The organism is Streptomyces sp. NPDC088400 (assembly GCF_044753355.1).
Taxonomy (GTDB): domain Bacteria; phylum Actinomycetota; class Actinomycetes; order Streptomycetales; family Streptomycetaceae; genus Streptomyces.
Map to the genome: position 1 here is coordinate 216,630 of NZ_JBIVMZ010000002.1, position 21,190 is coordinate 237,819.

Below are 21,190 nucleotides of genomic sequence, written 5' to 3' on the forward strand. Positions count from 1 at the left end.
AGTGGTCCCTTCTCTTTACGGACAGAGTGGTTCCAGAGTGCTGTATCACCTGTACGTCGCGCGGGTGAACGGGCAACTTGGTCGAACAGGGTCAAGTCGCATGATGCGCCGCATACTTACGTCGCATTGGTTCGGATGTCGAGGTTCGCCCCGAGTGCTCACGCACGGCAGAGGATCTCGCCGTGCGGGGTCATGAACCAGGCGTCCTCGCCCGCGCCCCACTCCCGCCAGGCCTCGGCGATCCCGGCCAGCTGTTCCGGTGTCGTATGGCCGCCGCTGACCGCCGTCTGCGCGTAGCTCGACGCGATGGTGCGGTCCGCCCAGAGCCCGCTCCACCAGGCGACTTCGTCGGAGGTGGTGAAGCACCAGGCGGCGGCGGTCGCGGTGATGTCCGTGAAGCCGGCCCGCCGCGCCCAGGAGAGCAGTCGGCGTCCGGCGTCGGGTTCGCCGCCGTTGGCGCGGGCCACCCGGCGGTACAGCTCCTGCCAGTCGTCCAGTGCCGGTACGGACGGAAACCAGGTGAAGGCTCCGTAGTCCGCGTCGCGCACCGCGACGACGCCGCCGGGCCGGCACACCCGGCGCATCTCGCGCAGAGCCTGCACCGGATCGCCCACGTGCTGGAGGACCTGGTGGGCATGGACGACGTCGAAGGAGTCGTCCGGGAAGTCCAATGCGTGGACGTCGGCGACCGCGAAGCGGACATTGTCCACGCCCGCCCCGGTCGCCGCCTCCCGCGCCTGTTCCAGGACGCTCGCGGCGGCGTCGACCGCCGTCACCGTCCCCGGAGCGACGAGCGCGGCCAGGTCGGCGGTGATGGTCCCGGGGCCGCAGCCCACGTCCAGCAGGTCCTGGCCCGGGCGCAGTTCGGGGAGGAGGTACGCCGCCGAGTTGGCGGCCGTACGCCAGCGGTGCGAACGCAGCACCGACTCGTGGTGCCCGTGGGTGTAGACGGTCTCCTTCGGCATGGCCGGACTCCCTCTCGTGAAGTGGTCCGGCCACGGTACGCCGCCCATGTCGAATAATGAGACCCGTGTCTTACTGTGTGGCCCGGTGGCGTCGGCCCGCTCCGGCTACCCCGTGGTGTCGGTCCCCTCCGGTCGTACGGCGAGTCCGGAGATCGTCGCGGTGGGCGGGGCGCCCTCGGAGAGCAGCAGAGTGGTGATCGCGTCGGCGGGCCCGGCGGTGAAACGCACCTGGCCGAGCGGCAGCGGCACCACCGCGGGGGACGACTCGGCGAGCGGTATGCCGAGCACCTTGCTCAGCCAGGCGGCCGAGCCGAGCGGATCGGGGGTCTCTATCTCGAAACCGGCCAGGTCGTGGCATCCCCGATCGACCCGGCCCGCGCTGTACTTGGCCAGGATCGTCTGGCGGTCGGGCGTGTAGGTGATGAAGAACGGCGCCCATGGCGGCGCCCCCTTCAGGATCGCCTCGCGGAACGAGACGGGTGATCCCTCCCGCGCGAAGGTCAGCAGTTCCACGTCGTGGCCTCGCGCGCGCAGTCGCCGGGTGGTGGCGCCGACGTCCTGGACGTGGACGCAGAAGTTGAGCGCACCGCCGCCGCGCGCGACGAGTTCGTCGTAGCGGGGCTGCCAGCCCCTCATGGCCCTGCCGTACGGTGAGTCGAGGAAGGCGGGCCGGTCGACGACGCTCGACAGTTCGACATAGCGGGTGTCGAGCCGCCAGGCACCGTTGCGGTACCCCTGATGTTCGGGGTTGGCGTGGGCGGGCAGCCCCGTCTCGCTGTACGCGCGGGCGGCGGCCTCGACATCCGGTACACAGTGCAACAGATGGTCGAACTCGGGCGATTCCAGGCTTGGTTCAGTGCTCAACACGGCTCCTCCTTCGATTGAATTAGGTAAGCCTAACCTTCTCCTCTTGGTCCTGGAGGGTGCGGTGTGCGAGCCGTCCGCTACAGCAGGGCCTGCGGCCGGTAGACCGTCAACGCCTCGATCGCCTTGTCCAGCGTCAACTCCTCGGGCGCCTCGGCGACTTCACCGTCGTATGCCAGGGGCGTACCCGGCTCGATGCCCGAGATCCGCACCCGCCGCATCCGCTCGGCCGCGTGCACCGGGGAACGGCTCAGCGGCCCGGCGAGCGCGGCGGCGAGCAGGCGCAGCCCCGGGGCGCGGCCCCCGTGCACGATCCGCACGTCCAGCAGGCCGTCGGCCAGGTCGTGCCGGTGGCCGGGCGTGGGGCCCACCTGCTGGTAGATGCAGTTCCCCGCGAACAGCAGCCACAGTGACCGCCGCCGGCCCTCGAACTCGGCGTCCAGCTGGTGCTCGCCGCGCAGTACTTTCAGCGCCGCGAGGACCCCGGCGGGCCAGCCGCCGATCCGAGGCGCCCAGTGCTCGCGCACCCGCACCAGCTCCGGATAGACGCCCAGACTGAACGTGTTGAGGAAGTGGCCGGGGGCCGTCCCGTACGGCCCGGGGGTGAAGCGCCCCAGGTCGACCCGTACGGCATCCCCCGCGGTCAGCGCCCGGCAGGTGTCCTGGACATGCTCGATCCCCAGGTCGTACGCGAAGTGATTGAGCGTGCCACCCGGGAAGACGGCCAGCGGCAGTCCGTGCTGCACGGCGATGGTCGCGGCCCGGTTGATCGTTCCGTCACCGCCGAGGACACCGAGGGCCTGGCAGCGGCCCGCCGCCTTCTCCAGCTCGGTCTCGACCTCTTCCGGTTCGCACTCCACGATCTCCGCGAACGGCAGCGCGTCGCGCACCAGCGTGGCGTCGTCGAAGGAGCCGGACGCCCGGTTGGCCACGACGACCAGCCCCCGGCCGCCGGGCAGTGCCGGGGCCTGCGCGTACGGCCGTCCGGGCGAGGGCATCTGCGAACGGGTCGGCACTATCCCCCGTACCGCGTAGGCCGCCCCCACCCCCAGCGCCGCGCCGACCAGCACATCGCTCGGATAGTGCACCCCCGTATAGACCCGGGAGAGGGCCACGGAAGCGGCCAGCGGTGCCACGACCGCGCCCCAGCCCTTGGACTCCAGGGCGACCCCCGTCGCGAAGGCCGCGGCCGAGGCCGCGTGCCCGGACGGGAAGGACGTGGTGAACGGCTGCCGCTTCAGCTGCCGTATCACCGGTACGGCGTCGAGCAGGGGACGCGGCCGGCGCACCGCGCGCTTGCCGATGACGTTGATGGCGGCCGAGGCGAGCCCCAGCGACGCCACCCCCCGAAGGGCCGCCCGGCGCGAACGGGTGCCGTGGCCCAGCGCCGCGATGCCGGCGGCGGCGCCGAACCAGAGCAGTCCGTGGTTGGCGCTACGGCTCAGCCGGGGCAGTACGGGACCCGCGCCCGGCCAGTGCCGGGCGGCGACGGAGCGGAAAGCCCGCTCGTCCCAGGAGTCGAGCAGAGCCGCGATCCGGGTACGGGTCCCCGGCGGTGCCTGCTGGTGGGCCGTGGGAATGGCTGAGGTGTCTGGCATGGAACGCGGGTACCCCGCGAGCGGCCGGCCCAAGCAGTGCCGTACGGCACCCGGAAAGCCCGGGTACGCGTGGGCGGGGGCGCGGAAGTGGCTGTACGGGGGAGCGGGGGGAGCGGAATCAGGGTGGAACGGGGGGCGCCCCCAGGGCGGATCCGGGGGCGCCCCCGGAGTGCGGCCGGGGGCGGATCCCGGAGGGCAGGGAGCGGCAAACCTCCGTATAAAGGGCTCAGGAGCCGCGATGAAGGGCTCAGGAGCCGAGCTTTCCGGAGGGGCCGGCTCCCGGCCGGTGGCCGAGACGCGTGGCCGTGACGCGTGGCCGCGCTGCAGGCCGCGTTACATGGCCGCTTTACGTGGCCGCTTTACGTGGCCGTGCTCCACGTGGCCGCGCTTTACGTGGCCCTGCCGGGTGACTGCGGGAGGTGACGGTATGCGGCGGACGGTTCCGGAAGGCCGTGGCCCCGTCCGGTTCGGCCCGTCCGTGCCCGAGACGGGGCTGCCCGTGCTGCCCGAACTGGTCGAGGCCTGCGCCGCTGCCGCCGGACGCCCCTCACCCGAGCCGCCCGGTGGCGGCGCGGTCCTGCGGGAAGCGGCCTGTGGCTACTGGGGACGGCGAGGGCTGGACAGCGGCCTCGACGAGGTGGCCGCCGCGCCCGGCCCGCAGCCGCTGCTGTTCGCGCTGCTCGCCGCGTACGACGGTGACGTCCTGATGCCACGGCCCTGCCCCGCCTGGTGGACCCCGCAGGTACAGCTCCGGGGCCGGCCCGCCTACCATGTGCCGGCCCCGGTGGACGCGGGCGGAGTGCCCGATCCGTTCGCCCTGCTGGAGACGGTCCGCCGGGTACGGGACGAGGGGGGTACGCCCCGCGTGCTGCTGCTCTCCCTCGCCGACGACCCCACCGCGTCCGTCGCCCCGCCCGAGCTGGTGCGGGAGGCATGCGAGGCCGCGATCGGCGAAGGCCTGCACATCATCAGCGACGAGACCTGGCGCGACACCGTGCACCGGCCGCACGAGACGCCGCTGCTCAGCCCGGCCGAGATGTGGCCCGACGAGGTCGTCGTGGTCTCGGACCTGGCGGGCGCGCTCCTCCCCACCGCCTGGCCGGCGGCCGTCGCCCGCTACCCCGCCACCGGGGCCGGAGCCGCCCTGCGGGCACGCACACTCGACATCCTCACCGCACTCGGCGCCCTGGTCGCGGGCCCCGTCGCGGCTGCCGCCGCCCACGCGCTGGACGAACCGGCGCCCGTCACGGACAGAGCGCGGGCGGCGACCGCGCTGCACGCGCGCGTGGCCGCCGCCGCCCACCACGCGGTACTCGTCTCGGGCGCCGTCGCCCCACCCCCGCAGGCGGGCCGTCATCTCTACGCCGATCTCGGGCCGTTGCGCGCACGGTTGGCCGGATCGGGTGTCACCGATTCCATGGAGCTGGAGAACCATCTGAGCGAACGCCTGGGGGCGCCGGCGCCCGGCGGCCACCGGTTCGGGGACGAACTGGACGAGCTGCGCGTACGCCTGTCGACCGGACCGCTGCTCGGGGCGACCCCGGCGGAGCGCCTGGAGTCCCTCACCTCGGCGACGCCGCTGGAATTGCCTCATGTCGCGCGAGCGCTCAGCATTTTTGGATCCGCCTTCGACGCCCTGCGCCGATTCGACGAACCGAGTGGAACGGAACCTCGATGACGGAACAGACGGAACAGACGGAACAGACGGAACAGGCAGGCCCTACGGAACAGACGGAAGAAGCAGGCCTTACGGAACGAATCGAGCGGGCGCAACAGGCCGGCACGACCCAGCAGCCCGTCAGCACGAGCCACCAGCTTATTGGCACGACCCACCAGACCCACCAGACCCACCCGGCCACCCCCGCACCGGCCGACACTCGCCCGAGAGACGGCCTGCGGCCCCTCGGTGAACTCCGCCACTGGCCCCGGTCCTTCGCCGACCGGCTGACCGCCCCGCTGCCCGGCGTCCGCGCCCTGGCCCGGCTGGCCAGAGAGGGCGCCGTACGCCCCGGCGCCGACGGGCTCCGTGACGTACCACAACTGCCGTTCGCCCCAGGGCCGTTGCCCTCCGTGGACGCGGCCACCCTCGCCGTCACCTGGGCGGGGCACGCCAGTTGGGTGGTGAGCATCGGCGGGCTCACCGTCCTCACCGACCCCGTCTGGTCCCGCCGTATCTTCGGCACCCCGGCCAGGCTCACACCCGTCGGGGTCCGCTGGGAGGATCTGCCGCCCGTTGACGCGGTCGTCATCAGCCACAACCACTACGACCATCTCGACGCCCCGACCCTCAAGCGACTGCCGCGCGACACCCCGCTGTTCGTACCGGCCGGGCTGGCCCGCTGGTGCCGGCGCCGCCGCTTCACCCGGGTCACCGAGCTCGACTGGTGGGAGGCCGCCGAGCTGCCCGGCGCCGACGGCGGGACCGTACGCTTCGACTTCGTCCCCGCCCACCACTGGTCCAAGCGCTCCCTCACCGACACCTGCCGCTCGCTCTGGGGCGGCTGGGTGCTGAGCGACAGCCACGGCCGGCGCGTCCACTTCGCCGGGGACACCGGATACGGGCACTGGTTCAAGGAGATCGGCCGCCGCCATCCCGGCATCGATCTGGCGCTGCTCCCGATCGGGGCGTACGCCCCGCGCTGGTGGCTGCGCGATGTGCACGCCGACCCGGAGGAGGCGGTACGGGCCTGCGAGGACCTCGGCGCCAGGAACATGGCCCCGATGCACTGGGCGACCTTCGTCCTCTCCGCCGAACCGGTGCTCGAACCCCTCACCCGGGTCAGGGCCGCGTGGGCGAGGACCGGCCGGCCGCGCGCCCAGCTCTGGGACCTGCCGGTCGGCTCGTCACGTCTGCTGGCCCTCTGATCCCGCGGTGCCGGGGGCGCCGGCACTCCCCGCGCCGTCGGCCCGGCCCGGCCCGGATGGCCCGGACGCCTTTCCTTCTCCCGACCGCTCTCGCCCTCCGGGCCCGCGCAGTCGGCGCCACAGCGCCGGCGCGCCGCTGAGCAACAGCGTCAGCACCACCGCGGCGAGCACTCCCTCCCAGGGCTCCTGGAACAGCGAGCCGCCGAGCACCCCGACCAGCTGGTACGTCGCCGCCCAGGCCAGAGCGGCCGACACATCGCCCCGGGCGAACCGGCGCAGCGGCCACTCCGCCAGCAGACAGGCCAGCATCACCGGAATCCTCCCGGCCGGCACCAGCCGGGACAGCACCAGCACCATCACGCCGTGCTCACGCAGCTTCCGCTGCGCCTGCTCCAGCCGGTCGGGCGGGGCGCTCCGGCGCAGTGCGGCCAGCCAGCGCGAGCCGTTCTTGGAGCGGACACCGCGCCGCCCCAGCCAGTAGAGCGCGATGTCCCCGAGGAACGCCGCGACCGATGCCACGACGAAGACCCAGAGCACGGGGAGCGGAGTCGACTGGTGGACGGCGACCACCGTCGCCGAGCTGACCAGCGCGCCCGTCGGCACCACCGGCACCAGCGCGCCCAACGCCACCAGCAGGAAGAGCGAGGGATAGCCGACGGCCTGCTGAGTGGATTCGGTCGGCAACTGGAACGCCTGCGACAGCTGGGCTATGAGCCGGTCGATCACCGTCCGTCCTCCGGACGCGCGCTCTCGCCGTGCCGCAGCAGGTGCACGGTGACCTTCGGGGCGAGCCGCGCCGCCTTCCGTACGAACTCGTGGCCCGGGGCGTAGAACTCATGGGGCCTGACGGCGTCCAGTCCGATCGGCCAGTACGTGCCGTAGTGCACCGGCACCGTGGCGCGCGGCGCCAGCCGGGCCAGTGCCTGCGCCGCGCGCCCGGCGTCCAGGTGCTCGGGCCCCAGTCGGGGACCCCAGCCGCCGACCGGCAGCAGCGCCGTGTCCACCGGGCCCACGGCGTCCGCCATCCCGTCGAAGAGTCCGGTGTCACCGGCGAAGTACGTCCGCGACTCGCCGGAGATCACATAGCCGAGGGCGGGGGAGCGGTGCGGTCCGACCGGCAGCCGCCGTCCGTCGTGCCGCGCGGGTACGGCCCGTATCCGCAGTGCCCCGATCTCCACCTCGTCGCCCGCGTCGACCTCGGTGATCCGCAGACCGCCCGGGTTCCGGCGGGCGTCGAGCCTGCGGAGCCCGGGGACGGAACGCCCGGCTCCGCGCGGCACGATCAGCCGGGTGCCGGGCGCGAGCCGGGACAGCGACCGCAGATGGAGATGGTCGGAGTGGAGGTGCGAGACCAGTACGGCGTCGGCGACCAGCGCCTCGGGCGGCGGCACCTGGCCGCGGCGGCGGCGCAGATGGGCCAGCCGGCGGACGAGGAGCGGGTCGGTCAGCACCCGGACACCGGAGTCCTCGACCGTGCAGGTGGCATGACCCCACCAGGTGATGACAGTTCCCAACCCGACCTCAGCTCCGCCCGTCCGCCTGCCGTCTGTGCGTTCGCGTGTCCGCCCGCCCGGACTCAGCGTACGGCGGCGGGCGGGGCGGACGGGCGAATGCGCCCGCTCGCGCGCTGTTGTCCGCCCTGTACGCGCCTGCCTCGCGAGGGCGCGCGCCCAGTAGGGTGCCCGGACGAAGGCCGGCGTCGGGGGACGAGCGGGGGACGCGTCATGGGTGAGGTACGAGTGGCTGCGATCACCAGCCTGACCCCGCTGGAGGAGCTCGACAGCGAACCCTTCCTCGTGGACACCCGCGGTCAGCACCTGATGTGCGCGCGCTGGGCGGAGGCCCAGGGCTACGTCGTCACACGGCAACTGCTGCTCTACGGACTGCGCCCCGACCACGGCGGATTATGGGTGGATGTCGACGCGGGGCTGGTGGAGGTCTTCGTCGTCGCCAATGAACGGGTGCTCGACCGGGCGTTCACGTCCGTGAGGGTGTTCTCCGCGGAGTGTGAGCGGCGGGGCGTACGCCTGGAGATCGTCGGGCTGGACGAGCCGTCGTACGACGCGGCCATGAAGGCCGGTGTCCACCGCAGGCTCTCAATGCCGACGGCCGGTTACAACGGCTGCTGACCCCGGTTACCTCAGTGTCTCCCTGCTGACCTGCGACGACTCGTTGTCCGTGCCGGGTTTTCGGCGCGCTGTGCAAGGCTGGGGCGGAGCCCGCGCAGGCGTTCGGGCGCGGACGTGAGGTGAAAGCGCAGTGCTCAAGGGGCGATGGCGAACGACGGGCAGAGCCCTGCTGAGAGTGATCATCGTATGGGCGGTGTCGGCGCTGACGATGCTGCTGCTCGCCGGGATCCTGCCGGACTTCCAGCTCCGGTCCGGCGACGGGGAAAGCATCACCAGGACCGCCGTCACGGCGGGCTGGGGCGCGGGCGCCTTCGGTCTGCTCAGCGCGCTGGTCTGGCCCCTGCTCGTACGGGCCGTGCTCCTCGTCCCCGCGCTGGTGCTGGGCCTGCTGGTGTTCTTCCTCAACGGTTCGCTGCTGCTGGTCGCGCTGCGGCTGATACCCGACGGCCGGGGCGTGGCCAACCCGGAGACCGCGGTGGTGGTCGCCGCCGTGATGTCCGCCGTCGCCTCCGCGACCTCCACGGCGCTCGCGGTCGGTGACGACGCCGCGTACGGGCGCAGGTTCTCGCGGCTGGCCGGCCGGCGCCGGCGCAGGAGCGGCGAGGACGCCGGCCACGGCGGACCGCCCGGTACGGTCTTCCTCCAACTCGACGGAGTGGGGCACCAGGTACTGCTGGACGCCGTCGCCGACGGGGTGATGCCGCACGTCGCCGACTGGCTGGGCGCGTGGCCCACCCACCGGCTGACCCCCTGGCGTACCGACTGGTCCAGCCAGACCGGCGCCAGCCAGCTCGGCATCCTGCACGGCTCCAACCATGACGTCCCCGCCTTCCGCTGGTACGAGAAGGACACCGGCCGGATCATGGTCAGCAACCGGCCCGCCAGCGCCGTCGAGCTCCAGCGCCGGGCCATCGAGCGCACCGGCGACGGCGGGCTCCTCACCCTCGACGGCGCCAGCCGGGGCAATCTCTTCAGCGGCGGCGCCGACCAGCTCGCGCTGGTGCTGTCGATGGCCGCGAGGCGAGGCAAGGCCAACCGCTCCCGCGCCGGTTACTTCGCGTACTTCTCCGATCCGGCCAACGCCGTTCGTACGGTGGTCTCCTTCGTCGCCGATGTCGGCCGCGAGATCGGCCAGTCGACGCGGGCGCGTCTGCGCGGCGACCGGCCGAGGGTGAGCCGTGGCGGGCTCTATCCGTTCATCCGGGCCTTCGCCACCGTCGTGGAGCGGGACGTGGTGGTCGCCTCGGTGCTGGGGGACATGCTGGCCGGCCGGACCGCCGTCTACGCGGACCTCGTCGCGTACGACGAGGTGGCCCACCACTCGGGGCCGCACAGCCGGGACGCGGCGCGGGTCCTCGAACGCCTCGACCGTTCGGTCGGCCTGATCGCCAGGGTCGCCGAACTCGCTCCCCGTACCTACCGGATCGTGCTGCTCTCCGACCACGGCCAGAGCCCCGGCGAAACCTTCCAGGCCGCCTACGGACTCACCCTCAAGGACCTGGTCAGAGCGGGCTGCGGACTTCCCGTACCGCGCCGGGCCGGGCGGACGAAGAGCGGCGCCGAGGCGCGCGACGCGGCCCGGCACGCCGTCCTCGGCGCGCTCCACCGGCCGGAGCCCGACGACCCCGACGGCCCCGGGGAGAAGCCCGGCGGCGCAGGGGAGAAGCCGGGACAGGACCGGGAACCGGTCGTGCTCGCCTCCGGGAACCTCGCCCTGATCTCCTTCCCCGATGTGCCGGGGAGGATGAGCCGCGAGCAGATCGAACGGCGCCATCCCGCGCTGCTGCGGACCCTCGCCGACCACCCGGGAATCGGCTTCCTGCTGGTACGGAGCGAGGAACACGGTTCGGTGGTGCTCGGCCCCCACGGGGTGGAGGTCCCGGTCGCCGAACTCGACGACAGCGGCCCGCTGGCCGCCATGGGACCGGGCGCGGCCGACGCCGTACGGCGCACCGACTCCTTCCCGCATGTCGCCGACGTCATGGTCAACTCGATGTACGACCCGGCGACGGGCCGGGTGCACGCCTTCGAGGAGCAGATCGGTTCGCACGGCGGACTCGGCGGCGAACAGTCCCGGGCGTTCCTGCTGTCCCCGCTGGTGCTCTCCGCTCCGGTCCCCGGCGGCGGTGAACTCGTGGGCGCGGAGCGGGTGCACGGGGTGCTCCGACGGTGGCTGCGCGAGGGCGGCGGACCTCAGGTGCCGCTCGGCCGCGGCGGACGTACGGCGGCGGAACAGCGGATCGCCGAGGGCGCGCGGCCCGGCCAAGGCACGTACTCAGCCGAGGGCGCACGGACCGCCGAGCGGACCGCCGAAGGCACGTGTTCGGCCGAGGGCGCACGGACCGCCGAGCGGACCGCCGAAGGCACGTGTTCGGTCGAAGGCGCGCGAACCGCCGAAGGGGAGACGAACTCCGCATAGCGCGTGTCCCTCGTGCGGGCGATTTCCGGCGGTAGCAGGACGAAACACGGTTGTTCATGGGCAGAGGTCGCATGTCCAGGAGGTCGTGCCCATGCACCGTGCCCCATGCGCTGTCCCCCGCACCGCGGCAGTTCGCGCTGCCGCCGCGCGCCGGTCGCTGCTCGTCGCGCTGTTGGTACTGGTCGCCTTTCTCGGCATGTCGCTCGAAGTGTGCACCGCGTCGGCGTCCGACGCCGAACTGCCCCCGGTCTCGGCCCCCCGGGATCCCGGGAGCGAGGGGCAGCAGGACGCGGCCGAGTCCGAACAGGCCGCCCCCGGCAGGACGGAGCGGGAGGGCAGGGCGCGCGTCCAGCTCCTGACCCGCAGCGGACCGTACGGAACGGGCCAGGCGTCGTACGTCGGGCGGTGCGCGCCGGTTGGGCAACCCCCGCGTGCGCCGGGCGCCTCGCGTTGTGTGGTGCTGCGCTGCTGACAGGTCAGGCAGAGCACGGAGTGCGTCATGCGCTCAAGTGCCCCTCGAACCTCAGCAGTTGACTCAGCCCACTCTCATGTGAGGACACAGCCATGCCTATCGACACCTTCGCCGCACTCAACGCCATGCTCCGTGCCGAGGCCGCACGGGCCGAGGTGACCGAACCCCGCCGCGCCTCCGGCGGCGCGGGCCGGGACATCGAGCCCGTCGCCGCTTCCGAGGACGGGGCCACGGAAGCGGAACGGAACGAGAGCGGTACGACCCTGTAGCCGGGCGGCCCGTCGCGCCCGCCCCTGCCTGGGGTGGGCGCGACGGGTCACAGAACGGACAGGACTCACGACGCGCGTGCTCCCGCCGTGCTCTCCCGCTCGATCAAGTGCGGGAGCGGCACTTGTACGGTGTGGGCCGCGCCGCCGTCCAGCAGCGCGACCAGCTCGTGCGCGGCGCCGCGGCCGAACGCGATCGTGTCGCGGGAGAGCGCCGTCAGCCAGGGGCGCACCAGCCGGCACAGCGCCGAGTCCTCCCAGGAGATGACCGAGAGGTCGCGCGGTACGGAGAGACCCAGTTCGGTGGCGACCGCCACGCCCGCCGCGGCCATCACGTCGTTGTCGTACACGAGGGCGGTCGGGGGGCTGCCCTCCGTCAGCACCCGGCGGGTCACGGCGGCGCCCTGGGTGTCGGAGTAGTCCGTGGTCACCGAGCGGACCTCGGCGAGGCCGCGCCGCCCGGCCTCGGCCTCCAGCGAGCGGACGCGCCGCTCGGTGTGCGCGAGCGAGGGCAGCCCCGCGATGTGCACGATCCGCCGGTGCCCCAGCTCGTGCAGCCGGCCGACGACGACGGCCATCGCGCCCGCGTCGTCGGCCCGTACCTGCGAGAGACCGGGATGCGGCATCGCTTCGCCGTCGTCGTCGCGCAGGAGCGGGCCGTCGTCGCCGGGGAGCGCGCCGATGACGACACCGGGAAGTCCCAGCTCTCCCAGCAGGTCGGGGCGGGGATCGTCGGTCCTGGGGTCCACGACCAGGACACCGTCCACCCGGTTCTCCGCCCACCAGCGCCGGTAGACCGCGCACTCGGCATCCACGTCTTCCACCACCTGGAAGAGCAGGCCGAGTTGACGTTCTGACAGGATCTCCTGGATGCCGGAGATCAGCTGGAGAAAGAATGAGTCCACGCCGAGGACCGCCGCGGGGCGGGCGAGCACCAGACCGACCGTGGCCGCACCCTCGCCAGACAGGGCGCGGGCGGCGGTGCTGGGCCGCCAGCCGAGCTGTTCGGCGACCCGTCGGATCCGGTCACGGGTCACCTCGGAGACGCCGGGACGGCCGTTGAGTGCGAAGGACACGGCGCTCTCCGACACTCCGGCGCGCTGGGCGATGTCCTTCATGGTCGGGCGGCGCGCGGGGGTGCGCCGGGCCGCTGTGGTGTCCCTGACCGACGGCCGGTTGGCTGCCACCCGCGCGCCCCTTTTCCTGTATTCCTTCTGTTTCCCGTGCGTGTCCCGCACGTTCCCTATGCGCTCGATAAGGGCATCGTAGGGTCTTTCGGCCGTACCGGGCGAGCCGGGTACAGCTCGGACTAATGCGCTTGAGCCGCGTCATTCTAAAGCGCATTAGTCGTCCACGGCAAGGAAAGCAAAGAGCAGGCTTTGACCTGCTCGAATATCAGACAGAATCACGTGTGTGTGGGGAATGTGTTGACTTTCACCCGGGCGCATTGCATTGTCTGCTGGGCATAAGCAGTCGCCGGTGCCCCGCAGCTCCGGCCTGCCGTCCAGACGCCTGGTCCGAGCAAAGGAGCCGTTCACCGTGCGCATCCCCCGAAGAGCAGTGGCCCTCGCCGCTGTTCTCGCCACCGTCCTGCCGCTCAGCGCATGTAGTGGAGGAGCCGACGAGGGCTCCTCCGACGCCTCCGGAGCCATCAAGGGCAAGATCACCTTCCAGACCTGGAACCTCCAGGCCAACTTCAAGGACTACTTCAACGGAGTCATCAAGGACTTCGAGAAGAAGTACCCGGACGCGAAGGTGCAGTGGATCGACCGGCCGGCCGAGGGCTACGCCGACAAGCTCAGCGCGGACGCCGCCGGCGACACGCTGCCCGACGTCGTCAATGTCTCGCCGGACCTGGTGACCCCGCTGGCGAAGGCCGGGCTCGCACTGGACCTCGACAAGGACAAGACGGCGGCCGCCTTCCGCAAGGAATATCTGCCGGGCGCCTGGGAGAGCCACCAGATACCGGGCATGGACGGGACGTACGGCTTCCCCTGGTACCTGAACACCGGCCCGATGTTCTACAACAAGCGGCTCTTCGAGGATGCCGGGCTCGACCCCGAGAAGCCGCCGACGACGTACGACCAGGTCTTCGAGGAAGGCCTGAAGCTGGCCGAGCAGAGCGACGGCAAGATCGCCACCCTCGCCCAGGTGCCCACCATCGAGGACTTCGGCCGCTACGGCGTCGAGTTGATGAACGGGGACGGCACCGGCTTCGCCTTCAACGACGCCAAGGGGGTGGAGATGCTCACCCGCTACAAGGAGTTGTTCGACAAGAAGGCGCTCGACTCGCAGGCGCTGACCGCGACCCCCGAGTCCTCCGGGACCAAGTTCCTCACCGAGTCCGTGGCGATGAACCCGGGCAGCGCGCTGGACCTGGAGAACTTCAAGAAGAAGGCCCCGAACCTCTACAAGAACATCGGGATCACCGACCAGGTCACCAGCACCGGCAAGGTCAACATGTACGTCATGGGCGTGATGGTGAACGCCAAGACGCAGCAGAAGCCCGCCGCCGTGGCGTTCGCGCACTTCGTGACCGACGCTACCCGCCAGATGTCGTTCGCCAAGCAGGTCGCCATCTTCCCGAGCACCAAGGGCTCCCTGGACGACCCGTACTTCACCAAGGAAGACGGCACCGACGAGACGCGGGTGCGGGTCGCCGCCGCCAAGTCCCTGAAGACGGCCGTCAATTACACGCCCGTCGTGTTCAGCGAACAGATGAAGACCGAGCTGCGCAACCAGGTCGCCAAGGCGCTCCAGGGCAAGGTGAGTCCCCAGGAGGCGCTCGACCGTGCCGTCGAGGCCTGCGACAAGCTGCTCAAGCAGAGCTGATGCTCCGGGGCCGGCCGCGGCCGGCCCCGGATCCTGAGCCGGAGCGAGAGCCAAAGCCAGAGCTGAGCGAAAGCCACCATGAAAAGCACCACCGCCCCCGGGGCGCCTCTTCCGGGCCCCGCTGCGGCGGGGCTCACGCCCCGGGGCTCCGGCTCCGGCGGCCGTGAGCCCCGCCGCGGGCCCGCCGGCCGTACAGCCCGCGGAATCAGACGCCAACTCCCTTCCAGTCCCTGGCTGTTCGCGGCGCCGGGACTGCTGATCGTCGGCACCTTCAGCCTCTATCCGTTCTTCAGCACCCTGGTCAACTCCTTCACCGACCGGCGGACCCTCCTCCCGGGCAGCTATGTGGGACTCGCCAACTTCCGGGAGCTGCTCGACGACGAGATGTTCTGGATCGGCCTGCGCAACAGCACGCTGTACGTGGTCTGCGTCGTCCCGGCCCTGATCATCCTGCCCCTGCTGCTGGCCCTGCTCGTCCAGCGGAACATCCCCGGCATCAGCTTCTTCCGCTCCGCCTTCTACACCCCGGTCGTCGCCTCGGTCGTCGTGGTCGGGCTGATCTGGGTCTGGATGCTGGACGACCGGGGGCTGATCAACTCGGTGCTGGAGGCCGTGGGAGTCGGCAAGATCGGCTTCCTCAGCGATCAATGGCTGCTGCTGTTCAGCGCGATGGCCGTCACGGTCTGGAAGGGCCTCGGCTACTACATGATCATTTACCTGGCCGCACTGGCCAACGTACCGCGCGAGCTGCACGAAGCCGCCGCCGTGGACGGGGCGGGGGCCGTCCGCCGCTTCGTCACCGTCACCGTCCCGGCGGTCCGCTCCACCATGGTTCTCGTCGGCGCGCTGTCGTCGGTCGCCGCGTTCAAGGTGTTCTCCGAGGTCTATCTGATGGCGGGCCCCAGCGGCGGCCCCGCCGGCGAGGACACCACCCTGGTGATGCTCGTCCAGCGCGTCGGTACGGGCCTGAGCGGCCGGGTCGGCTACGCCTCCGCCATCTCCGTCGTGGTCTTCGTCGTCACCGTCGTCCTGATGCTGCTCGTACTCCGCGCCGACCGTAAGGAGGACGCGTGAGTTCCCCGAAGACCACAGGCACCGTCCCGCGAGCCACGGGTGCGGTCCCGAAAGCCACTGGCACGGTCCCGGAGGCCACCGGCGGTCGCGCCGGCGTCACCGGTGAGCGCCCCAGGCTCCCGGGCGGCCTCCGGAAGCCGTTCACCGACGCCGAGGGCAAGCGCATCGCGCCGTGGCAACTCGCCTTGCGGTACGTCCTGCTGCTCGCCGTACTGGCCCTGACGGTCGGGCCGTTCCTGTGGCAGCTGTCCACCTCGCTCAAGGCGATGACCGAGGACATCTACACCTCCCCGCCGACGTTCCTCCCGAGCGATCCGACGCTGGACAACTACAGCCGGGTCGCCAAGACCATCCCGGTCTGGGAGTACGCGTACAACTCCCTCAAGGTCGCCTCCGCCAGCGTGGTCACCAACTGCGTCGGTGCCACCCTGGCCGGCTACGCGCTGGCCCGGCTGCGCTACCGGGGGCGCAGGGCCGCCACCCTGGTGTTCATCCTCGCCATGCTCGTGCCGGTCGAGGGCATCATCATCGCCCAGTTCACCACCATGCGTGACCTCGGCCTGAACGACACCCTGATCGGGGTGCTGCTTCCCGCGTCCATCGGCGCGATGAACGTCCTGCTGATGCGCAACGCCTTCCTCAACCTCCCGCAGGAGCTGGAGGAAGCGGCCTATGTCGACGGCGCCAACGTCTGGCAGCGGTTCCTCCGCATCGCGCTGCCCGCCGTCAAGGGCACCCTCGCCGTGGTCGCGATCTTCGCCTTCATGGGCGCCTGGGACGACTTCCTCTGGCCGCTGATCGTCCTCAGCGACCCGGAGCACTACACCCTGACCATCGGACTCAACTACCTGCACGGCACTTTCGCGCAGGACCCGCGTCTGGTCGCCGCCGGCACGGTCATCGCCGTACTCCCGCTGATCGTCCTCTTCGCGTGTCTCCAGCGCTACTTCTTCCGGGGCGTGGGCGAGGGCGCCGTCAAGGGCTGAGCCGCACCGACGCCCTAGAGAGGGCCGCACCACAGAGGGCCGCACCACAGAGGGCCGCACCACAGAAGGCCGCACCACAGAAGGCCGCACCACAGAACGTCGCACCACAGAACCAGGACAACGATGCCAGTATGAGCTCTCCCGCGCCGCGCTTCGGCGTCAACTACACGCCCAGCCAGGGCTGGTTCCACCACTGGCTGGACTTCGACCTCGACGCCGTACGTGCCGACCTGGACTCCGTCGCGGGACTCGGGCTCGACCACATCCGGGTCTTCCCGCTCTGGCCGCTCTTCCAGCCCAACCGCACCCTGATCAGGCCCCGAGCCGTCGAACAGCTCGTCCAACTCGCCGATGCCGCAGCCGAACGCGGCCTGGACGTCAATGTCGACGGACTCCAGGGCCATCTGTCGAGCTTCGACTTCCTGCCCGCCTGGACGCGGACCTGGCACCGGCGGAACCTGTTCACCGACAACGATGTCGTCGCCGGGCAGGCCGCGTATCTCCGTACGCTCGCCGCCGCCCTCGCGGACCGGCCGAACTTCATCGGCATGACGATCGGCAACGAGATCAACCAGTTCTCCGGGCCGCCGCATCCCGACCCCGACCCCGTCACCCCCGAACAGGCGGGCAGTTGGCTCCGGCGGCTGCTCGACGCCTGCGAGGAAGGAGCGCCCGGCAAGCTCCATCTGCACGCCGCGTACGACGCGGCCTGGTACCAGGACGATCACGCCTTCACTCCCGCGCACGCGGCCCGGATCGGCGCCGTCACCGCCGTGCACTCCTGGGTGTTCAACGGCACCGCCCAGCGGCACGGCCGTACCGGCACCGCCACCGAGCAGCACGCCGCGTACCTGATCGAACTGTCCAAGGCCTGGGCGCTCGAACCGCACCGGCCGGTCTGGCTCCAGGAGGTCGGCGCCCCGGCGCCGCTGATCCCGGCCGAACACGCGGCCGAGTTCACCGAGGCGACCGTGGCGGCCGCGCTGGACTGCCAGGACGTCTGGGGCATCACCTGGTGGTGCTCCCACGACGTGTCGCGTTCGCTCGCCGATTTCCCCGAACTGGAGTACGGCCTGGGCCTGTTGACCAACGAGCGGAAGGTCAAGCCGGCCGGGGAGTCCCTTGCCCGGATCGTCGCGGAGCGGCGGGGTACGACCTACGCCCCGGCACCCCGGACCACGGCCGTCGTGATCGACGCGGGGGACGACGAGACCGCGCCGGCCCGCTCGGTCTGCGCTCCGGGCGGGGCGGTGTTCGATGCGTTCGCCCGGCTCACCGGGGAGGGCGCCCGCCCGACCGCCGTCCTCGCGAGCCGCGCCGAGGACAAGGAACACCTGGCCGCGCGCGGGATCACCGAGGTCGTCCGCCCGGACCAGGTCGTCCCATCAGCCCCGGCTGCCCCGACAGACCCCGGCGCCGCCCGGGACCCGGTCGGATGATCCCGGGTACCGCCCAGTTTCGCGGTCCGGAGCGCCGGAGAGGGGTATACCGTCTCCGTCCCGGCCGGAGCCCCGGCCGCGCTCCGTACGCGCACCGCCCGTCCCTGAGAACCGTGATCCGCACCCGCACCCTTACGCAGTTCAGGAGCAGCCCCTCATGCACGACGACCGCAGCCTGATCGAAGGCCGCCTCAAGCGGGTCCTCGACGAGCGCATCCGGCCCGCCGTACACCCCGAATCGATACCGCTGGACATCGCCGTCTGGGACGCGCCCGGTGAACCCGTGCCGGTGGCGGAGGGCCTCGCCGGCCCGACGCGGCCGGTCAAGGCCGGCGACCGGTGGGGCGCGCCCTGGGGCACCAGCTGGTTCCGGGTCTCCGGGACCGTCCCCCAGAAGTGGGCGGGCCGTACGGTCGAGGCGATCCTCGATCTCGGCTTCGACGAGAACATGCCCGGGTTCCAGTGCGAGGGCCTCGTCTACCGGCCCGACGGCTCCCCGGTGAAGGGCCTCAACCCGCGCAACCAGTGGGTACGGATCGGAGCACCCGTCGCGGGCGGCGAGGAGGTGCTGCTGCATGTCGAGGCCGCGTCGAACCCGGTGATCCTCGACTACCACCCCTTCCTGCCGACGAAGTTGGGCGACAAGGAGACCGCGGGCAGCGAGCCGCAGTACACCCTGGCCCGGATGGATCTCGCGGTCTTCGACGAGACCGTGTGGCAGCTCGTCCAGGACCTGGAGGTGCTCGGGGAGCTGATGGCGGAGCTGCCCGTCGACGCCGCCCGGCGCTGGGAGATCCTGCGCGCGATCAGCCGTGCCCTCGACGCGGTCGACCTCCAGGACGTGAACGGTACGGCCGCCGCCGCCCGGGAGCGGCTCGCCGGCATGCTGGCGACCCCCGCGCCCCCGACGGCGCACCGCATCAGTGCGGTCGGGCACGCCCATATCGACTCGGCGTGGCTGTGGCCGCTGCGTGAGACGGTCCGCAAGGTCGCCCGTACGACGGCCAACATGACCGCGCTGCTGGAGGACGAGCCGGAGTTCGTCTTCGCGATGTCGCAGGCGCAGCAGTTCGCCTGGATCAAGGAACACCGGCCCGAGGTCTACGCCAAGGTCAAGAAGGCCGTGGCGGACGGCCGGTTCGTGCCCGCCGGCGGTATGTGGGTCGAGTCCGACACGAATATGCCGGGCTCCGAGGCGATGGCCCGTCAGTTCGTGCACGGCAAGCGCTTCTTTCTCGACGAGTTCGGCATCGAGAACGACGAGGCGTGGCTTCCCGACACCTTCGGCTTCGCGGCCGGGCTGCCGCAGATCATCAAGGCCGCCGGGTCCAAGTGGCTGCTCACCCAGAAGATTTCGTGGAGCGCCGTCAACAAGTTCCCGCACCACACGTTCCGTTGGGAAGGCATCGACGGCACCCGTATCTTCACCCACTTCCCGCCCGTCGACACGTACAACTGCTCCATGACGGGCGAACAGATCGCCCACGCCGCACGGAACTTCAAGGAGAAGGGCGTCGCCAGGCACTCCCTCGCGCCGACCGGCTGGGGCGACGGGGGCGGCGGCACCACACGCGAGATGATCGCCAAGGCGGCGCGCCTGCGCAGCCTGGAGGGCTCGGCCACGGTCGAGTGGGAGTCTCCCGGCGCGTTCTTCGCCAAGGCCGAGGCGGAGTACCCGAACGCGCCGGTCTGGGTCGGTGAGCTGTACTTGGAGCTGCACCGCGCCACGCTCACCAGCCAGGCCAAGACCAAACAGGGCAACCGGCGCAGCGAACATCTGCTGCGGGAGGCCGAGTTGTGGGCCGCCACCGCCGCCGTACGGACCGGCTCCCCGTATCCGTACGAGCAGCTGGACCGGATCTGGAAGACGGTGCTGCTGCACCAGTTCCACGACATCCTGCCCGGCTCGTCGATCGCCTGGGTGCACCGCGAGGCCGCGAAGACCTACGCCGGTGTCGCCGCCGAGCTGAACGGCGTCATCGACACGGCGCAGCGTGCCCTCGCCGGGGACGCCGACGGCGCCACGACTCTGCTCTTCAACTCCGCACCGCACGCCCGCGCCGGAGTGGCCGCCGGTGCGGCGGGGCCGGCCACCGGAGCCGGCGACGCCCAGTTGCTGCCGCGTGAGGACGGCGGCCATGTGCTCAGCAACGGTCTGCTGGAGGTCGAGATCGACGGCCGGGGACTGGTGGTGTCGGTGTACGACATCAGCGCGGAGCGGGAGAGCGTCGCCCCGGGCGAGGCGGCCAACCTGCTCCAGATCCACCCCGACTTCCCGAACCAGTGGGACGCCTGGGACGTGGACGAGTTCTACCGCAACACCGTCACAGATCTGACGGATCTCGACGAACTCACCGCGTTCGAGGGTGAGTTGGAGATCGCAGAGGGAGAAGCGGGCGGGGACACGGGCCGGGCCGTGGGCGCCGGCGTCGCCGGTGTCCGGGTGGTCCGCTCCTTCGGCGACTCGAAGGTCACCCAGCTGCTGACCCTGGCGCCGGGCGCCAAGCGGCTCGACATCGACACCGAGGTCGACTGGCACGAGACCGAGAAGTTCCTCAAGGCGGCCTTCCCGCTGGACATCCACGCGGAGCGGTACGCCTCCGAGACGCAGTTCGGCCATGTCTACCGGGCCACCCACACCAACACCAGCTGGGAGGCGGCCAAGTTCGAGGCCTGCAACCACCGCTTCGTCCACCTGGAGGAGCCCGGCTGGGGCGTCGCCCTGGTCAACGACTCGACGTACGGCCACGATGTGACCCGCACCGTCCGTGACGCGGACGCCGGTACGACCACCACGGTCCGGGTCTCCCTGCTGCGCGCGCCCCGCTTCCCCGACCCGGAGACCGATCAGGGCGTACACCGCTTCCGGCACGCGCTCGCGCCCGGCGCCGCGATCGGCGACGCGGTCAGGGAGGGCTACCGCATCAACCTGCCGGAGCGCAGGGTTCCCGGAGACTCCGAGGTGGCACCGCTGGTGACCGTCGACAACGACGCCGTCGTCGTCAGCGCGGTGAAGCTGGCCGACGACGGGAGCGGGGACGTCGTCGTACGCCTCTACGAGTCGACCGGTGGCCGCGCCAAGGTACGCGTGGGTCTGGGATTCGACGCCGACGGCGTCGCCGTGACCGATCTGCTGGAGCGCCCGTTGGCCGGTGAGCGGCAGCCGGAACTGGCGGAGGGAGCGGTACGGCTGTCGCTGAGGCCGTTCGAACTGGTCACTCTCCGCGTCACACGCGGTTGACGTAGCTGACGTAAAGGCAGGCGCTGGAGCACGCGAGTCG

Annotated in this window: 17 protein-coding genes; 11 read left to right on the plus strand and 6 right to left on the minus strand. The window is 71.5% G+C overall.

Annotated features, from left to right (window positions below):
* Positions 1–158: 158 nt before the first annotated feature.
* From ACIQD6_RS05945 to ACIQD6_RS05955, 3 genes are all read right to left on the minus strand, one after another.
* Complete coding sequence (locus ACIQD6_RS05945) at positions 159–965, minus strand: methyltransferase domain-containing protein (RefSeq protein WP_401878593.1); 807 nt, start codon at positions 963–965, stop codon at positions 159–161.
* 105 nt (positions 966–1,070) lie between these two features.
* A complete protein-coding gene (locus ACIQD6_RS05950) occupies positions 1,071–1,829 on the minus strand; it encodes a VOC family protein (RefSeq protein ID WP_401878595.1) in 759 nt (252 codons plus the stop codon).
* A gap of 80 nt (positions 1,830–1,909) precedes the next feature.
* Positions 1,910–3,427, minus strand: a complete 1,518-nt coding sequence (locus tag ACIQD6_RS05955; protein WP_401878597.1) for a bifunctional phosphatase PAP2/diacylglycerol kinase family protein — start codon at positions 3,425–3,427, stop codon at positions 1,910–1,912.
* Between the two features lie 427 nt (positions 3,428–3,854).
* Between ACIQD6_RS05955 and ACIQD6_RS05960 the strand changes: the two genes are divergently transcribed.
* Positions 3,855–5,105, plus strand: coding sequence for an aminotransferase class I/II-fold pyridoxal phosphate-dependent enzyme (locus ACIQD6_RS05960; protein ID WP_401878599.1), 1,251 nt, complete (start codon positions 3,855–3,857; stop codon positions 5,103–5,105).
* Positions 5,102–6,292, plus strand: a complete 1,191-nt coding sequence (locus tag ACIQD6_RS05965) for an MBL fold metallo-hydrolase (protein ID WP_401878601.1) — start codon at positions 5,102–5,104, stop codon at positions 6,290–6,292. The genes ACIQD6_RS05960 and ACIQD6_RS05965 overlap by 4 nt, the downstream gene beginning before the upstream one ends.
* Here the strand turns inward: ACIQD6_RS05965 and ACIQD6_RS05970 are convergent.
* On the minus strand, positions 6,272–7,015 hold the full coding sequence (locus ACIQD6_RS05970; protein ID WP_401879520.1) for a DedA family protein: 744 nt from the start codon (positions 7,013–7,015) through the stop codon (positions 6,272–6,274). The genes ACIQD6_RS05965 and ACIQD6_RS05970 overlap by 21 nt on opposite strands.
* A complete protein-coding gene (locus tag ACIQD6_RS05975; protein ID WP_401878602.1) occupies positions 7,015–7,806 on the minus strand; it encodes an MBL fold metallo-hydrolase in 792 nt (263 codons plus the stop codon). Before ACIQD6_RS05975 ends, ACIQD6_RS05970 begins: the two co-directional genes overlap by 1 nt.
* A gap of 210 nt (positions 7,807–8,016) precedes the next feature.
* Here ACIQD6_RS05975 and ACIQD6_RS05980 point away from each other — a divergent pair, with 210 nt between their 5' ends.
* From ACIQD6_RS05980 to ACIQD6_RS05995, 4 genes are all read left to right on the plus strand, one after another.
* Complete coding sequence (locus ACIQD6_RS05980; protein ID WP_401878604.1) at positions 8,017–8,421, plus strand: hypothetical protein; 405 nt, start codon at positions 8,017–8,019, stop codon at positions 8,419–8,421.
* Positions 8,422–8,551: 130 nt separating this feature from the next.
* Positions 8,552–10,840 carry a phage holin family protein gene (locus ACIQD6_RS05985; RefSeq protein WP_401878606.1) on the plus strand — a complete coding sequence of 763 codons (2,289 nt, stop codon included), beginning with the start codon at positions 8,552–8,554 and terminating at the stop codon, positions 10,838–10,840.
* Positions 10,841–10,931: 91 nt separating this feature from the next.
* Positions 10,932–11,312, plus strand: coding sequence for a hypothetical protein (locus ACIQD6_RS05990; protein WP_401878609.1), 381 nt, complete (start codon positions 10,932–10,934; stop codon positions 11,310–11,312).
* Between the two features lie 92 nt (positions 11,313–11,404).
* Complete coding sequence (locus tag ACIQD6_RS05995) at positions 11,405–11,581, plus strand: hypothetical protein (protein ID WP_401878611.1); 177 nt, start codon at positions 11,405–11,407, stop codon at positions 11,579–11,581.
* Between the two features lie 65 nt (positions 11,582–11,646).
* Here ACIQD6_RS05995 and ACIQD6_RS06000 read toward each other — a convergent pair whose 3' ends face one another.
* Entirely contained in the window at positions 11,647–12,696 is a 1,050-nt protein-coding gene (locus ACIQD6_RS06000) for a LacI family DNA-binding transcriptional regulator (RefSeq protein ID WP_401879522.1), read from the minus strand.
* A gap of 421 nt (positions 12,697–13,117) precedes the next feature.
* Between ACIQD6_RS06000 and ACIQD6_RS06005 the strand changes: the two genes are divergently transcribed.
* The 5 genes from ACIQD6_RS06005 to ACIQD6_RS06025 all read left to right on the plus strand — a co-directional run bounded on the left by ACIQD6_RS06005 (position 13,118) and on the right by ACIQD6_RS06025 (position 21,150).
* A complete protein-coding gene (locus ACIQD6_RS06005; RefSeq protein WP_401878614.1) occupies positions 13,118–14,410 on the plus strand; it encodes an ABC transporter substrate-binding protein in 1,293 nt (430 codons plus the stop codon).
* Positions 14,411–14,488: 78 nt separating this feature from the next.
* Positions 14,489–15,484, plus strand: coding sequence for a carbohydrate ABC transporter permease (locus ACIQD6_RS06010; RefSeq protein ID WP_401878617.1), 996 nt, complete (start codon positions 14,489–14,491; stop codon positions 15,482–15,484).
* A 164-nt stretch (positions 15,485–15,648) separates the two neighbouring features.
* Complete coding sequence (locus ACIQD6_RS06015) at positions 15,649–16,470, plus strand: carbohydrate ABC transporter permease (protein WP_401879525.1); 822 nt, start codon at positions 15,649–15,651, stop codon at positions 16,468–16,470.
* A gap of 131 nt (positions 16,471–16,601) precedes the next feature.
* Entirely contained in the window at positions 16,602–17,909 is a 1,308-nt protein-coding gene (locus ACIQD6_RS06020; RefSeq protein ID WP_401878620.1) for a glycosyl hydrolase, read from the plus strand.
* Between the two features lie 157 nt (positions 17,910–18,066).
* Complete coding sequence (locus ACIQD6_RS06025; RefSeq protein WP_401878622.1) at positions 18,067–21,150, plus strand: alpha-mannosidase; 3,084 nt, start codon at positions 18,067–18,069, stop codon at positions 21,148–21,150.
* Positions 21,151–21,190 lie beyond the last annotated feature (40 nt).

Excerpts from the sequence above, each read along its gene's own strand:
- ACIQD6_RS05945 (WP_401878593.1), bottom strand. The coding sequence starts at position 965 with ATGCCGAAGGAGACCGTCTACACCCACGGGCACCACGAGTCGGTGCTG.
- ACIQD6_RS05955 (WP_401878597.1), bottom strand. The coding sequence starts at position 3,427 with ATGCCAGACACCTCAGCCATTCCCACGGCCCACCAGCAGGCACCGCCG.
- ACIQD6_RS05960 (WP_401878599.1), top strand. The coding sequence starts at position 3,855 with ATGCGGCGGACGGTTCCGGAAGGCCGTGGCCCCGTCCGGTTCGGCCCG.
- ACIQD6_RS05965 (WP_401878601.1), top strand. The coding sequence starts at position 5,102 with ATGACGGAACAGACGGAACAGACGGAACAGACGGAACAGGCAGGCCCT.
- ACIQD6_RS05980 (WP_401878604.1), top strand. The coding sequence starts at position 8,017 with ATGGGTGAGGTACGAGTGGCTGCGATCACCAGCCTGACCCCGCTGGAG.
- ACIQD6_RS05990 (WP_401878609.1), top strand. The coding sequence starts at position 10,932 with ATGCACCGTGCCCCATGCGCTGTCCCCCGCACCGCGGCAGTTCGCGCT.
- ACIQD6_RS05995 (WP_401878611.1), top strand. The coding sequence starts at position 11,405 with ATGCCTATCGACACCTTCGCCGCACTCAACGCCATGCTCCGTGCCGAG.
- ACIQD6_RS06000 (WP_401879522.1), bottom strand. The coding sequence starts at position 12,696 with ATGAAGGACATCGCCCAGCGCGCCGGAGTGTCGGAGAGCGCCGTGTCC.
- ACIQD6_RS06010 (WP_401878617.1), top strand. The coding sequence starts at position 14,489 with ATGAAAAGCACCACCGCCCCCGGGGCGCCTCTTCCGGGCCCCGCTGCG.
- ACIQD6_RS06020 (WP_401878620.1), top strand. The coding sequence starts at position 16,602 with ATGAGCTCTCCCGCGCCGCGCTTCGGCGTCAACTACACGCCCAGCCAG.
- ACIQD6_RS06025 (WP_401878622.1), top strand. The coding sequence starts at position 18,067 with ATGCACGACGACCGCAGCCTGATCGAAGGCCGCCTCAAGCGGGTCCTC.